This window comes from Microcoleus sp. S1D4, from assembly GCF_036700765.1.
Classification (GTDB): domain Bacteria; phylum Cyanobacteriota; class Cyanobacteriia; order Cyanobacteriales; family Microcoleaceae; genus Microcoleus.
In genome coordinates this window covers 1-15,925 of record NZ_JAUBPP010000021.1, presented here as the reverse complement: position 1 = coordinate 15,925, position 15,925 = coordinate 1, and the positions used below count along the sequence as shown (strand labels likewise).

Genomic DNA, 15,925 nt, shown 5'->3' with positions numbered 1-15,925 from the left:
ACTACCAATTACCAATTACCAATTACCAATTACCAATTACAAATTCCCAATTATCGATTACCAATGATTAATCTCCAATCTCAAAATTTCCATCTCAAATCCCCAAAATTCGTGCTGCTATTTTTAGCAGCATTGATTTTGGGGATTAGTGCTTGTGCTGCTCCCCAAGAAACTCAAAAGAATAAATTAGCGGACGATCTCAAAACCGCTCAGCAGGCAAACAGCAGTTTAACATTGAACAAAGTAACCCTAGAACAAGCAAACGAAAAGGGCGAAACCTTCTGGAAAGTGAACTCAAAAACTGCCGTTTACAGCAAAGACAAAAAGACTGTTGACGTTCAGAAACCAGTGGGAAAATTGTTTCAGGATGGCAAAGAAATATACGACATTCAGGGAGATACCGGGCAGGTATTTCAGGAAGGAAATCAGGTTTTTATCAAAGGTAACATCGTCGCTACTGACCTAAAAAATGGCTTGGTATTGCGGGGAAACGAGCTTGAGTGGCGACCGAAGGAAGATGTTTTAGTTGTTCGCAATAATTTGACCGGAGAGAACAAACAGGTGACAGCTTCAGCGAAGGAAGCGCGGGTTTTCAGTAGGGCGAAGAGGATGGAGTTATTTGGTTCTGTCGTGGCGAATGTGAAAGATCCGGTTTTGCAACTGCGTACCGAGCACTTAGTGTGGTTTGTCGAGCAACAAAAAATAAACAGCGACCAACCGACTCAAATTGATAGATATAAAGATAAAAAAGTAACAGACAGCGGTTTTGCTGACCAGGTAGATGTAGACTTAAAAACCAAGATTGCTACCTTAACGAAAAACGCTCAATTAATGCCATCCGACCCGCCGCTGCAAATAGAAAGTAGTTTGATGAGTTGGAATTTTCCGGCTCAATCTGTGGTATCGCCAGGGCCTGTGAAGGTTTTTCACCGGGTGGAAAAGGTGACGATGACTGGGGATCAGGGGCGGGGAGATTTAGAGAAAAAGATTTTTTATTTAACTGGAAATGTGGTAGGAATTGGGGAAAAACGTCAATCTCAATTAAATACCGATCGCGTAACATGGTATTTAACTAACCAAACTTTTGACGCAGAAGGCAATGTGGTTTACAAGCAACTAAATCCGGTGTTTAATTTAACTGGGCCGAGGGCGGCGGGAGAGCTTAAAAATCAAACTGTGATTGTTAAGGGTGACGGTGGTGGCGGCCAAGTTGTTACGGAGTTTGTGCCGGATGAAAATAAGGGAATTTTGGAAAGTAAATAGAATTGCAACCGCAGATGTCGGCAGACGAACGCAGGTGAACGCAGATATAATGAAGACGGGATTGAGTAAGGAGCGGTTCGGATGACGAAAACTTTAGAAAAGTTAGAAAAGCTCGATGAACCTATCTTAATTGACGGACTGAGCTGGAGAGAGTTTAAAGCTGTTGAACAGTTACTATCACGTCCGGGAATCAGGCTGTCATTTTTAGATGGGGTGTTGGAGATTAGACGTATGCCTGGAAGAAAACATCAAATTGTTAAAGAACGGATTTCAACGCTAGTGAATCTGTATTTGGAATATGCAGGGATTGATTTTACTCCAACTGGCTCGGTGACGCGGGAAAGTGAAGCTGGAAAGGTGAAGCGAGAAGCGGATCAGTCTTACGAATTGGGCGCTAACCGAGAACGTCCTGATTTGGTGGTGGAAGTGGTGGTGAGTAGCGGTGGGATTAATAAGTTAGAGGCTTACAAACGCCTGGAAATTCCTGAAGTTTGGTTTTGGGAAAATGGCGCACTTGGTATGTATTTGTTGGGGGCTGATGGATATGCAGAGGTCGATCGCTCTGGTGTTCTCCCAGACTTAGATATTGTACTATTGGCGCGGTGTATCAATATGGAAAATCACCTTCAAGCCATGCGCGAATTCAGACAAGCAATTCCAAGTGTTTAGAGAGGCTGCGCGTGAAAAACGACAAATCACAATTAGAAGCTTTTTAACGCCACACGCGCCTCAAATTTAGCACAAATCCGGGCAATATATCTTCACCGGACAACTCGGCTGGATCGATTAATATTTCTACTTCTACCTGCTGTCTATAAATTTCTACCCGCCGATTTTGCGGGTCAATTAACCAACCCAATCTCGCCCCGTTTTCCATGTATTCCCGCATCTTTACTTGGAGAGTCGGGAGACTGTCAGATGCCGATTCCCTACGGGATAGCTTCGCTTCACGCAATTCTACTACAAAGTCTGGACACAGGGGAACGAAGCCTTTTCGCTGTTTTGGTGTCAAGGCTTCGAGGCGTTCTCGACTCACCCAGGAAGCGTCGGGAGAACGGTTAGCACCGTTAGGAAGGATGAATCCTCCCGAAGAGTCAAAACCCGATCCTAAATCCTCGTTGTCATCGCACCAGCGAGCAAGTTGCCCGGTAATGTTGAAATTCCTTTCGCTGGATTCTCCGCCGGTGGGTGGATTCACGATTAATTCTCCTTCTGTGGTTCTTTCTAATCTCAAGTCGGGATTTGCCAATGCTAAAGCCTCGAATTGTTCGCCGGTGACTAATAGGGCGATCGAATTCGGCACTTCTAGAGATATAGTTTGTGGTTCAGTAAATGTTTGTACCATATTCAATTCCAGGGTTTTTTGGGTAAAACTTGGTAACAAAAAACTATTGTGTAGGGTGCGTCGCTGTGATATTTTCAAGCGGACTTGCAGATTGTCAATAGCGACGCACCCTACGCTTTCTACTTCTTCCTTCTTCCTTCTTCCCTCTTCCTTCTTCCTTCGATTACAACTGACCAAAACCTTTTTTAGGCTTGTTCTTTTTCTTTTTCTTCTGACCGCCCATTCCCGGCATTCCCGGCATTCCTCCCATTCCTGGCATTCCCGGCATTCCTCCCATTCCTGCAAAATTGCCTTGACTCATTTGCTGCATCATGGTACGCATTTTTTGGAAGTCGCTGACGAGTTTTGTTACGTCATTTTCGGCGTAGCCTGCGCCTTTGCCGATGCGGCGGCGGCGGGATGGAGAACTTGCTAAAAGTTCGGGATTGCGGCGTTCTTCAATTGTCATTGAATTAATCATGGCTTCGGTGCGTTTTAGCTGCACTTCTCCCTGCCGCATTTGTTCGTCTGAGAGTTTGTTCATCCCCGGAATCATTTTCATGATGCCGCCGAGGGAACCCATATTTTTTAACAGCCTGGTTTGTTTGAGAAAGTCGGTAAAGTCAAACTTGGCCGTGAGCATTTTCTCTTGCATTTTCTCGGCATCGGCGATGTCGAATTCTTCTTGCGCTTTTTCTACTAGCGTCAAGACATCGCCCATGCCAAGTATTCTCGATGCCATGCGATCGGGATAAAATGGTTGCAATGCTTCCACTTTTTCGCCTACGCCGACAAATTTAATCGGCGCGCCGGATATTTGGCGCACGGACAAGGCTGCACCGCCGCGGCTGTCGCCGTCTAATTTGGTGAGGATTGCACCGGTAATCCCGATTTGTTCGTGAAAGGTGCGGGTTAAATTTGCGGCTTCTTGGCCAGTCATGGCATCAACAACTAACAGCGTTTCATGGGGTTGTACTGTTTGTTTGATGCGAACCAATTCTGCCATCATTTCTTGGTCGATTTGCAGGCGGCCTGCTGTATCGATGATGATGGTATCTACGCCTAGTTCTTTGCCGCGTTCGAGCCCTTGGCGGGCGATTTCTACGGGATCGGTATCTTTGCCTAATTCAAATACTGGTACGTCGATTTGTTTGCCGAGGGTCAGCAATTGGTCGATCGCCGCTGGTCGATAAATGTCGGTGGCGACTAGCAGTGCGGTAAGATTTTGCTTGCGGAGGTGCAGGGCTAGTTTGGCGGTAGCTGTGGTTTTCCCGGTTCCTTGCAAACCTGCCATCAGGATCACTGTGGGCCCGGATTCGGCGGTGGCGAGGGGTACATTGGTTTCCCCCATGACGCGGACGAGTTCGTCGTGGACGATTTTGATGAATTGTTGGTCGGGACGGACGCCTGAAACGACTTCTGCCCCTTGTGCTTTGGCCGTTACCTCTCCGACAAAGTTTTTGACGACTTGGAGGTTGACATCGGCTTCCAGGAGGGCGCGGCGGACTTCTTTGATGGCGTCTTGGATGTTGCTCTCGGAGATTTTATTCTGTCCGCGCAGTTTTTTCCAGGTGGATTCGAGTCGATCGGCAAGGGCTTCAAACATAGGGCTTTGTTGGCTAGTCAGTCTTTTTTATTTTAAGGCTAAACGGGGGTTTTTGGATTGATGTTTGCTGAAAGAGTCCCAAACGCACGATCGACTCAAGAAACCGGGTTTTTTATGAAAATATTTCTTATCACCCACAGCATCGTGTAAAAAACCCGGTTTCTGCCCTCATGGGTAGTTTGATGTTTGTATTTTTTAACCGCTGGCGATTTTCCACTAATTTTTGTTTTATTCTGTTGGCGGGTGCCGCCAGCACTCCCACTGACGCCTAACGGTGACAGCAATATTATTGTTTAGTTGTAGTGCTGTGACTGTCGCGCGACAGCAGTCTGTAACTCCTCGAATTTCTGTACCTTCTTCACTCCATGCAAAATGATCCGACCATTGCTGAGTGCGCGGGTTAAACAACGTAACGCGCGTTTGTGTGACTGAATCTAATGCGTCTGTTTGGGTTCCTTTGTAATTATTGCACAGACTGCAGACCAGCCAGAGGTTTTCTTCAGCGTCGGTGCCACCCACAGCTTTGGGAATAATATGGTCAATTTCTAATATTCCCAGCACATACATTTGTAAACTACGACAATAACCGCATCAGTCAAGTCGCGAGCGTACAAATTTTAATTTTTAGATTTTGAATTTAGGATTAAACTATTAAAAATTGATTGTTAATTTAACAAATAATTATTAATCAAAAAAAAACTCAGTCTTCTTTTAGAGGACTTGAGCTGTGAGGCAGGGAATTAATTCCCTGCCGGACTTTTGGACTGCGGAAAAGATTTATTAGCGCCAGCGATCGTTAGCTTCGATCTACTCAATAAATAGCTCGATCGCCCATCAAATCCGCCTACACAAAACTAAGCCAAAAACTGGAACTGAGTACCGTTAATTGCCAAAGCAAACGGACTGGCTTCTTCAAAGGAACCGAGAAGCTCAAAGTTATCTGTGTTTAAAACTACCCCCAAAATCCGTCCGTCTCTTCGATTGCGAATCACCATATCATCAATAATTCCGTCGTTATCGTAAGCGATCAGATTGTCGTCAGTGAAGAGGAGGTCTAGTTCCGTTAAACCGTCAGTCAAACCGATGCGATCGCCTTCCTCAAAATTAAAATCTGTAATGACATCGGCTGCATTGACTCCAAATCCTTCGTCGTTGCTTCTGAGCACAAATATATCAGCACCGGGGCCTCCCGTGAGCACGTCAACTCCCCGATCGCCCACCAAGAAATCGTTGCCATCATTGCCGTCTAAATCGTCGTCTCCTTGCCCTCCCCGCAGGACATCGTTTCCAGACCCTCCAAAAATAATGTCGTTTCCCGCGTCGCCCCTAACTAAATCGTTGCCATCATTTCCATCCAGGCGATCGTTCTCTTTGCCGCCGTAAATGATATCATTTCCCTCGCCACCGCCGATAATATCATCCCCATTATTTCCTAGCAGCCGTTCGTTAGAATCCGACGAACCTGCTATGGTATCGTTGCCGTCTAGTCCCCAAACTCCCCAGGGAAAAGACGATAAATTTCCCTCTTCTACGTCAATCTCATCTGGTGTAGCGAATGCCAAAAAACGCGGCCCGCCGCCAGCAAATACAGGAAATCCAGTCAAATCACCGATGAGATTGTTAATCGTCAAAGCCATAAGTATGTCCTTGCAAAATGTTAATATTTACATTATATATTTTAATTAAATCATTGGCCAATAGCAAGGATATTTTATTTTGCATTACTTCAATTAACTAAATAATTGATGGCAATTGGCAAATTATCAATTACTAATTACAATTTTAAATTACCAAGGCTGTGCGTCGTTCAAGCCAAAGCTGCTATTTCGCCGAGGAGTCAAATAGCATTAGTCGCTGACAGTATCCGCTACGGCTCACCGCCTATAATGGGTGTGACCCGTCAGGCCGCAAACACGTTAATATCACCTATAACGTCGAGACTCAGAGGTTGTTTGTCAAGCAAAGTAAAAGTTTCTGGGGCGATCGTCCAAAAATACACTTAGTTTCCGAGACCAATACACAAACTTTACAAACAAGATCTAAGTTCTTTACATTCGCTCTAAATCCCCGTTCGCTCATTTTTTAACAAAATCCACTGCTTTCAGGTGTTTTGCTTATGTCTACTCCTAAATCGCCTTCCCCTCAAAACAACAATAACTCCGTAAAATCACGGTCAACCGCAAGTATCGCTCAAACAGAGCAAGACAGTGACAAGATGTCAAGCGAACCAAGCATGGAACAGCTACTCGAAGCTTTGGCGGCCCAAGTACCCAGTAAATCTGCTGAAATTGAACCCTTGAAAACGTGGAAACAAGATTTACAGCGATTGTTTCAATTTCTCGGCGATCGCCGCGTTTTAATCGCAGTAATGCAACCGGGAACTTTTGCCCTGCGGTACGCTAACGCAGCATTTTGCCGCTTGGCCGGTTGGGAGGAAACGTCCTTGGCAACTCAATCTATCAACGGTTTGTTTGCAGAAACCGACATCACTCTGCTGGAACTGTTCGAGGATTGGGGCGGCAAAACAGCAGAACAATTGTACCGCCGCCATCTTTTGCACTGGGTATTTAAGCAATATTATCAAATTGACATCGACGGTTTGCGGGTGCTAGAAGAACCTGTCACTGCGAGTGTAAAAAACCCCAAACACCGAGAACCCAGATTTATAGAATTTTGGCTGGGTTCGGAACAGTTAAAAACTACTCGAATCGACTCAAAAATAGATGAATTCGCAGATATTTCTTTAAGATTAATGCCTGTTGCGGAACGGGAAGCTTGGCTGATGCAGCCGAATCAACTGGAAAATTTAGCCGATCGATTGCAGTTGGATAATTACCGCGTAGAAGGCTTGCTGTTGCTAGAAGGTTTTGATGTCACTGTGCAGGAGCAAATTCGCCGACTGACTCAGTTATTGATCGATCAAGATTCGATGCTGCGACCAGACAAATTTGAGAAAATTGATCGGTGTTTGCGATCGCTTTTCAATGCTGACGGCACTTTGCTGCTGCGGCCCGACGGCGAACAGGTACAGCTATTAGTTGCAAAAGACGGCCAACATTTGCAGCCAATTCTTTATTCAATGAATTCTTTAGAAGCTTCTCACTTTTTGAAGGCCACAGCAGCAAATCAAGTTTGGAACGTGCCAGACTTGCGTAGGGAGTGCGAAACCGAGTGCGATCGAACTTTGCGGAGAATGGGAACTCGATCGATGCTGCTGGTGCCCCTGGTAGTCAAATCCGTCACCCGTGAGGGGTGCGGGGTGCGGATTTTGGGTGTTGTGGGGCTGTTGTGCGATCGGCCAAACCACTTCAACGGCATTGACGCTCAACACGCCCAAGAACTCATTCCCGCCTTCATTGCAGCCCTGCGGCAAGCCATCCAAGAACGGTTTACCCACATTCACAACATCCACCCCGCAGTCGAGTGGCGGTTCGCCCAAGAAGCAGAAAGGCGAAGTTGGGGACTACCTGCTGAAACAATCGTATTTGCTGATGTTCATCCGCTGTACGGAATTTCGGACATTCGCGGTTCTAGCGACGAAAGAAACCGAGCCATTCAAACTGATTTGCTCGAACAATTCCGCTTAGGTTTAGTCATAGCTGATGCCGTTTGCGAAACACAAACTACCCACCTCGGCGAGCAACTGCGGCTCGACTTGCTCGACTACATCCAGCATTTAAAACAAAAAGTAACAGTCGATATGGAGGTGCGAGCCGCCGAGTATTTAAACGAGCATTTAGAAGTATATTTTGACTATTTTGTGCAGTGCGGGCCCAAGGTTCAGGCAGCCGTTGAAGCTTACCAAGCAGCCTGTGAAAACGAACATAACTGCGTTTACAGCGATCGCAACCGCTACGACCAAATGCTGAACTTAATCAGCACCAAACTCCAGGAAACCTGGGCCCGCTGGCAAGAAAAAATGCAGCAAATTCTCCCCCACTACTGCGACATCGAATGCACCGACGGCATCGATCACATGATTTATGTAGGAAAATCGATCGATCCCAAATTTAGCCAGTTTCACCTGCACAGTTTGCGGTACGAACAACTGCGAGCTATTTGCGATTGTGGCCGCACAGTTTTTCGCCTACAAGCCGAGTCTCAAATCAATATGGAACTCGCACATTTAGTCTTAGTGCAGAATACCACGATCGACATTTTTCACAACGAAAACACCGAAAAAATGTTTGATGTCAAAGGCACTCGCGACATTCGCTACGAACTTGTGAAAAAGCGGATCGAAAAAGCCGTTGACAAAGACGCACAAGAGCGAATTACCCAGTCGGGAATGTTGACTGTTGTTTATTCCACGGAGGAAGAGTGGGAAGAGTATCAGCAATACTTGCGCTACTTGTCTCGCGAAGGTTGGGTAGAGCCAAAAGTTCAGACTGGTATGGTAGAATCACTCCAAGGAGTCAGCGGTTTAAAATTCGCCCGCGTGCGTATTTTACCTGACCCGGAATCTATTTCTACTATCTGTGAAGTTACAGTAGTCAGCGATTGAGAACCTGTTCAATTGCCTATTTGAGACCCAGTGCGATCGCTCCCATCTCCGGCTGTTTTAGGCCCAGTGCGATCGCTCCCATCCCCCTGAAAAACTTTGCAGCCAAAGCATTCGGGACTCACACACAAGACCAATATTACATTTTAAATGTTGGTTGACACAAATGATCAAGCCCACATTTTCACTTAGTTTATATTCCGTGTGATTGGAAATCGCCAAATACACGATCAAAATCACACTTAATTTAGATTAAGTAGTGTTAACCTAATGATAATTAGCTCCTGTAATTTATAAGTTAAGTTATGTTAAACTTATCAGAATACCAAATAAATTCTACTCTGCACGAAGGCGTCGAAACAATCATCTATCGCGGACAAACACCGAGAAAAGCGGCACCAGAAATTCTGAAAGTCCTCAAAGCCGAATATCCCACCCTCGAAGCCATTACCAGGCTCAAACACGAATATCAAATCCGCCAAAATTTAGACAGCGAACAAATCGTCAAAGCCATAAGTATCGAAACATTCGACCACCGATTAGGCATCGTTTTAGAAGACTTTGGCGGCGAATCCCTCGCAAAACTGCTGGAAAGAGAAACCTTGAGCCTGGAAGCCAAGTTACACATCGCCATCCAAATAGTCAAAGCCTTACAATACCTGCATTTTCATCACATTATTCACAAAGACATCAAACCCAGCAACATCATAATTAACTCGCAAACAAAACAAGTAAAAATCACCGACTTCGGCATTGCTACAAAACTCAACAAAGAAAATCCGCAATTTAACAATCCCAACTCAGTCGAAGGCACATTAGCCTATATGTCACCCGAACAAACCGGGAGAATGAACCGCACCCTCGACTACCGCACAGACTTTTATTCCCTTGGTATCACCTTATATGAAATGCTGGCAGGAAAATTGCCTTTCTGCAGCAACGACCCCTTAGAAGTAGTTTATAGCCACATTGCAGTTCAACCAATATATCCCCATCAAACCAATTCAGAAATACCTGTCGCCATCTCAGAGATAGTGATGAAATTAATGGCAAAGAATGCCGAAGATAGATATCAAAGTGCTGCCGGATTGTTAGCCGACTTAGAAATTTCTTTGGATCAGTTAGAAACCACCGGACAAATTGCCGACTTCATCCCGGGACGCTTAGATATTCTCAGCCAATTGTTAATCCCCCAAAAATTGTATGGTAGAGAACAACAAGTCAACGAACTATTAGCAGCATTTGAACGTGTAGGGGCGGGTTCACCCAAATCTTTGCAACCCAACCTAAATACAGAAAAACCCGCCCGCCCCAATGCAGAAACCCTTTCAGTCGCATCTTTTCCACCAAACCAAAATACAGAAAAATTCGCCCATTGCCAAAGCGAACTAATGCTAGTATCAGGCTACTCAGGCATCGGTAAATCAGCCGTAGTCAACGAAGTTAGCAAACCAATTACCAGGTCAAAAGGTTACTTCATCAGCGGCAAATTTGACCAACTAAAACGCAACATTCCTTATGCCTCATTAATCCAAGCATTTAACTCCTTGCTGCGACAATTGCTAACAGAAAGTGCTGTTTCCTTAGAAATATGGCGCACTAAAATTTTAACAGCAGTGGGAACAGACGGCCAAGTAATTGCCGACGTAATTCCAAAAGTTGAATTAATCATCGGCAAGCAGCCAGAAGTCCCAGAACTCGCCCCTGTAGAATCCCAAAATCGATTCAATCGGGTATTCAAAGAATTTATTCGCGTTTTCGCCCAAAAAGAACACCCCCTAGTTATCTTTTTAGACGATTTGCAGTGGGCCGATTCAGCAACATTAAAGTTGATGCAAATACTGATAACTGACCCTGACCAAGAATATTTGTTGCTAATCGGTGCCTATCGAGACAATGAAGTTAGTCCGACCCACCCCTTAATTCAGACTGTAGAAGAAATTGAAAAAACTGGTACAATAGTCAACAATATCGTGTTGCAACTGCTAGATTTAGCAAATGTGACGGAATTAGTCACTGAAACACTTAACACTTGCAAAGAAAAAGTAACAAATCTAGCCGAGTTAATCTGGAATAAAACGGGTGGCAATCCTTTTTTCTTGACCCAATTACTCCAAGCACTTTATCAAGACTCTCTTTTGAAATTTGAATTTAATCACATTATAAATGAGGGAATTCAAGGTGGCTGGTATTGGAGTATCGATGAAATCCAAGCCATTGGAATCACCGATAAAAGTGTGGTGGAACTGGTAGCTTCTCGCATTGAAAAGCTGCCCGCAGCCACGCAAAAAATGTTGAAATTAGCAGCTTGTGTCGGGGATAAATTTGCTCTAGATGTGCTGTCACTTGTTAGCGAAAAGTCAGCTAATACTACAGCAACTGAACTTTATTCAGCTTTGCAATCCGGGTTAATTCTGCCATTGAGCGATGCTTATCGCATTCCTTTAGTTTTCGATCGAGCCGAATCAATCAATCTCAAGTTAGACACTTCGCGGGTTAGTTACAGATTTTTGCACGATCGCGTTCAGCAAGCGGCATATTCGCTAATTCCCGACGACCAAAAGCAATCCACCCATTTAAAAATCGGTCAATTACTTTTACAGAATACTCCACTAGACAAGCTAGAAGAAAACATCTTTGATATCGTCAATCAATTGAATGTCGGAATTGACACGATTAGCCAACAGTCAGAAAAAACTCAGTTAGCACAATTAAACTTAACTGCTGGACGCAAGGCTAAAGCGGCTGCTGCGTATGAAGCTGCTGTTAGGTATTTGCGGGTTGCTATGGAATTATTGCCTGCCGATTCTTGGCAATGCCACTATGACTTAACGTTAGCCATTTACGAGTCAACTGCAGAAGCTGAATACTTAAATACCAACTATGAAGATTCAAAAAATCTGGTTGATATTGTAGTGCAAAAAGCTAAAACCTTACTGGAAAAAGTGAATGTTTATCAACTTCAAATTCAGTCTTATAACGCTCAGAATAGACTTGTAGAAGCACTCAATACAGGACTGGAAGTCCTTAAATTGTTAGGCATTTCTTTTCCTCAAAATCCCAAGGCGCTAAATATTATGGCGGGACTGATTAATACAAAACTAAGCTTAGGATTGAGACGAATTGAGGATTTAGCTAACTTGCCAGAAATGACCGATCCCGACAAACAAGCAGCCATGCGGATTTTATCAGGGATTTTCAGCACTGCTGTTCAGACCAAGCCCCGACTGGTACCGCTACTGGCTTTTAGGATGGTCAAGCTGTGCATTAAATATGGTAATTCGCCTTATGCAAGTATTGCTTACGTTTTTTATGGCGTAGTTATGTACAAGGTAGGGGATATTAGTTTGGCATACCAATTCGGTCAACTGGCAATTAGGATGTTAGACAAATTTCCCTCCCGTTCAATCAAAAGTAGAGTTTATGCACCCTTTGGTTGCTTTATTAACCACTGGAAAGCCTCTGTCAAGTCCGGATTAGGCGATCTCAAAGAAGGTTTTAAAACTGGGATGGAAACTGGAGAGTTGGAATATGCTGGTTATTCTATAAATGAATATTGCTTCAAAAAACTGTCGATAGGAGAGCCTCTAGATTTGGTGGAGCAGGAGATGGGGAAATATATCAAACTAATGCAGCAATTTCAACTAGAACAGGCTGTACAGTATATAAGTATAAGCCGACAAACAGCCCTCAATTTGCGCGGTCAATCTGTCGAACCATGCCATTTAGTCGGCGAGAGCTTAAATGAAGTTGAAACGCTCCCCGCTTTAATAGAAGCTAAAAACTTTCTTTTAGTTTGTTTGATTTATAACGCCAAAGCTCAGCTTAATTTTTTGTTCAAAAACTACGTGGAAACCTTGGATAATTCAAGGTTATTTGAAAAACATGAAGAAGCCGCCGCCGCATTTTATGTAGTTTCTATTAGTAACTTCTACTACTCTCTCAGTCTCCTCGCTTTGTTTCCCCAAGCTGGCAAAGGTGAGCAAAAGCAATATCTTAAAAAAGTGATACAGTTACAAAAAAAGATGAAAAACTGGGCCGATTGCGCTCCGATGAATTATCAACACAAATACGACTTGGTAGCAGGGGAAACAGCGCGAGTTTTGGGGAAAAATACCGAAGCAATGGGATTGTACGATCGCGCAATTGATGGAGCAGCCAAAAACGGTTACATTCAAGAGGAAGCATTAGCCTATGAATTAGCAGGAGAATTTTATCAAGCTTTGGGTAAAGAGATAGTTTCTCAAGCATATCTGACTAAAGCTTATTATGGATATATCCATTGGGGAGCCATAGCTAAAGTTAAACATTTAGAATCAACACATCCTTTCTTAGCAGCACAGACGCGCACAATTCAAACCCCAACCCTAGATGTCACCCGCACTGCCACCGGAAATACTACCAGTAGTAGTTTAGGCGATTTCTTAGACTTAGCTACTTTTATTAAGTCGGCGCAAGCCATTAACGGTGAAATTGTTCTAGAAAAATTGTTGACCAAATTAATCAAAATTATTTTAGAAAATGCGGCGGCTCAAAAAGTAGTGCTGCTGCTGCTGAAAAACGATATTCTCTGCATAGAAGCTACTGGGAATTTTGCGGAGGATAAAGTGACAATTTTACAGTCTATTCCCGTAGAAAATTGTCAAGATATTCCCCTGTCTGTGATTAATTATGTACACAGCAGTCAAAAGCATCTGGTTTTAGACAATGCGACTGTCGCCGAACCTTTTAATGTAGATACCTACATTCAGAAATATCAACCCAAATCAATTCTCTGTTTGCCGATTATTTATCAATCTCAGCGGCGCGGAATAATTTATTTAGAAAATGCTTTGACAGTAGGAGCTTTTACAGCAGAGAGAGTAGAAGTATTCAAAGTGTTAATTTCTCAAGTTGCGATTGCCGTAGAAAATGCTGGTTTGTACGCGCGCGAGAAAGAAAAATCTCAACAGTTAGAAAAATCTTTCAATGAACTGCAACAGGCGCAACTGCAACTCATTCAAAGCGAAAAAATGTCTGCTCTCGGCAACTTGATTGCAGGGGTTGCTCACGAAATTAACAATCCGCTTGGTTTTATTGCGGGCAATCTTGATGCTGCTGCTGAGGCTAGCTTAGATTTGATTGATTGCTTACAACTTTACCAAGAAAAATTTCCTAATCCAGGAAATGAGTTAGAAGATAAAGCATCGGAGATTGATTTAGAATATTTGATCGAAGATTTGCCGAAAATGCTTTTATCTATGAAATCAGGTACAGAGCGCATCCGCAATATTAGCAAGTCTTTGCGGACTTTTTCCCGCGCTGACACTGCGAATAAAGTGTCAGCAAATATTCATGAGGGCATCGACAGCACTTTGATGATTTTACAGTATCGTCTGAAAGCTAAAGATACTCGCCCCGCGATTAAAGTTATCAAAGAATACGGAGATATCCCGCCAGTTAAATGTTATTTTGGGCAACTGAATCAGGTATTTATGAATTTGCTGGCAAATGCGATCGAGTGTTTTGACGAATTCAATCAGGGTCGCACTTATGCTGAAATTGAAGCTTTACCGAATACGATCGCCATTATCACTCAAGTCTCCGAGGATAACAACAGCGTGGTGATTACAATCAAAGATAACGGTCAAGGGATGTCATCGGAGCTCAAGTCGAAAATATTTGACCATCTATTTACTACCAAAGGAGTAGGGAAAGGTACGGGTTTGGGGTTGTCTATCAGCCGCCAAATTGTGGAAGAAACCCATGGCGGTAAACTAACTTGTGAATCAGTGCTGGGAGAAGGTTCGGAATTTGCGATCGCCCTTCCCCTGAATTAAGATTATGGAACTATGGCGTGTTTTAAAACCCGGAGATCCCCCCTAACCCCCCTTAATAAGGGGGGGACAAGAGTATCCTCAAAGTCAACCCCTACTCCCCTTTTTAAGGGGGATTTAGGGGGATCGAGACTCGGCTAAAAACGGCACAACACATATATGAAAATTTGTCAATGCCTAATTATTTCTGAAAAAGTCCGCTGTTCACAGTCTACATTCGGCAGTATGCAGTTACATTATTAGCTAAATGTAATAACTATATTTGATAGGAGTTTTTCGAGTGAACGCTGCCGAACAAGCCAAAAATATAGAAGTTGCCAGCAAAATTGCTGCGGTTGTTAATTTATTCAAGTCCGAATTCCCGGATGCAAAAGTCGATTTGAAACCTTGGATGAATGACCAGGATACCAGAGAACTTGTAGATCCAGATTCGATCGACATTGGCTTCCATTTTCCCGGTAGAAGCCGCTTGTTGCAAAGCCGCAGCATCTTGATTCAAATCCGATTTTACCAAGATCCGGTGGAAGGATATCGGCGGGCGATCGGGGTTGAGGCCGCCGGTTACGATCATAGCGGTCAGCAGTGGCACTTTTCTACTGTGGAAAATTGGAATTTTCTCGGTCTAACCGAACCTGCGGTGGAGTCGGCGCAAAAACTCAAAGACTTTTGCCAGCAGATATTCGATTTGTTTAATCAATCTTTTTGAGGACTTCAGTTTTCACTGCGAACCTGTTTGTAGTAAGGACTTTAGTCTTTGCTATTATCGCAATTGTCGATCGACTTACAACCAACTGGATAAGCAGATTTGTAAGTAGTCGATCGCTTGCCAAACAAAGTATAGCGGTTATCGCGGACTTGTTCGTACACGCGATCGCCCATCCACTTCATCCCCGGCATTGCCCGGTAAGCAGCCACAAACACCTCACCAGCAGGCATTATCCGCCCGATTTCCTCCGCCGCATCGCTACCTTGCCAGCGTTTTTCTAGATTCTGTGAATCTATCAAAATCATCCCCATTTCGCAGTCATCGGCGGTGATGCCAAAGCGATCTAATCCCTCTAAATCTTGCATAGAAATATACTCAAAATTCTGCCCTCGATCTAAGTTTTCTAGTAACTGGACCAAGGTGACACAGAGATTGCAATTGCCGTCGTAAATTACCTTATAATTCATTGGTTGAATGTTGAATGTTGAATGTTGAATGTTGAATGTTGAATGTTGAATGTTGACTGTTAACTGTTGACTGTTAAGTTAAGAGGGCCCGCACGCACCATCCACCGCTCCTACTGACTGTTGACTGTTGACTGTTAACTACTGCCAACTGCCAACTGCCAACTGACTACTGCCAACTGCCAACTGCCAACTGCCAACTGCCAACTGCCAACTGCCAACTGCCAACTGCCAACTGCCAACTG

At 44.0% G+C, this 15,925-nt stretch carries 10 protein-coding genes; 5 read left to right on the top strand and 5 right to left on the bottom strand.

Features of this window, described 5'->3' with window-relative positions; genetic code table 11:
- Positions 1 to 63 precede the first annotated feature (63 nt).
- Together lptC and QT998_RS20285 are read left to right on the top strand one after the other, a co-directional pair.
- The gene (lptC, locus tag QT998_RS20290; RefSeq protein WP_333091814.1) at positions 64 to 1,263 is read left to right on the top strand and encodes an LPS export ABC transporter periplasmic protein LptC; all 1,200 of its coding nucleotides are present in this window, start codon (positions 64 to 66) and stop codon (positions 1,261 to 1,263) included.
- A gap of 81 nt (positions 1,264 to 1,344) precedes the next feature.
- Positions 1,345 to 1,932, top strand: a complete 588-nt coding sequence (locus QT998_RS20285) for a Uma2 family endonuclease (protein WP_333117404.1) — start codon at positions 1,345 to 1,347, stop codon at positions 1,930 to 1,932.
- A gap of 43 nt (positions 1,933 to 1,975) precedes the next feature.
- Here QT998_RS20285 and QT998_RS20280 read toward each other — a convergent pair whose 3' ends face one another.
- The 4 genes from QT998_RS20280 to QT998_RS20265 form a co-directional block, all read right to left on the bottom strand.
- Positions 1,976 to 2,608 carry a Uma2 family endonuclease gene (locus QT998_RS20280; RefSeq protein WP_333117416.1) on the bottom strand — a complete coding sequence of 211 codons (633 nt, stop codon included), beginning with the start codon at positions 2,606 to 2,608 and terminating at the stop codon, positions 1,976 to 1,978.
- A 163-nt stretch (positions 2,609 to 2,771) separates the two neighbouring features.
- Positions 2,772 to 4,193 (bottom strand): signal recognition particle protein, encoded by a 1,422-nt coding sequence (gene ffh / locus QT998_RS20275; protein WP_333091818.1) that lies wholly within the window; start codon positions 4,191 to 4,193, stop codon positions 2,772 to 2,774.
- A gap of 228 nt (positions 4,194 to 4,421) precedes the next feature.
- Positions 4,422 to 4,760 (bottom strand): HNH endonuclease, encoded by a 339-nt coding sequence (locus QT998_RS20270; protein ID WP_333091820.1) that lies wholly within the window; start codon positions 4,758 to 4,760, stop codon positions 4,422 to 4,424.
- A 287-nt stretch (positions 4,761 to 5,047) separates the two neighbouring features.
- Positions 5,048 to 5,830, bottom strand: coding sequence for a calcium-binding protein (locus QT998_RS20265; protein WP_333091821.1), 783 nt, complete (start codon positions 5,828 to 5,830; stop codon positions 5,048 to 5,050).
- A 578-nt stretch (positions 5,831 to 6,408) separates the two neighbouring features.
- Here QT998_RS20265 and QT998_RS20260 point away from each other — a divergent pair.
- From QT998_RS20260 to QT998_RS20250, 3 genes are all read left to right on the top strand, one after another.
- Entirely contained in the window at positions 6,409 to 8,697 is a 2,289-nt protein-coding gene (locus QT998_RS20260; RefSeq protein ID WP_333117406.1) for a GAF domain-containing protein, read from the top strand.
- A 302-nt stretch (positions 8,698 to 8,999) separates the two neighbouring features.
- Positions 9,000 to 14,513: a trifunctional serine/threonine-protein kinase/ATP-binding protein/sensor histidine kinase gene (locus tag QT998_RS20255; RefSeq protein WP_333117408.1), complete on the top strand. Its 5,514-nt coding sequence runs from the start codon at positions 9,000 to 9,002 to the stop codon at positions 14,511 to 14,513.
- 277 nt (positions 14,514 to 14,790) lie between these two features.
- Positions 14,791 to 15,216 (top strand): hypothetical protein, encoded by a 426-nt coding sequence (locus tag QT998_RS20250; protein ID WP_333091824.1) that lies wholly within the window; start codon positions 14,791 to 14,793, stop codon positions 15,214 to 15,216.
- A gap of 41 nt (positions 15,217 to 15,257) precedes the next feature.
- Here the strand turns inward: QT998_RS20250 and QT998_RS20245 are convergent, their stop codons facing one another.
- Positions 15,258 to 15,683, bottom strand: coding sequence for a thiol-disulfide oxidoreductase DCC family protein (locus tag QT998_RS20245; RefSeq protein WP_333091825.1), 426 nt, complete (start codon positions 15,681 to 15,683; stop codon positions 15,258 to 15,260).
- Positions 15,684 to 15,925 lie beyond the last annotated feature (242 nt).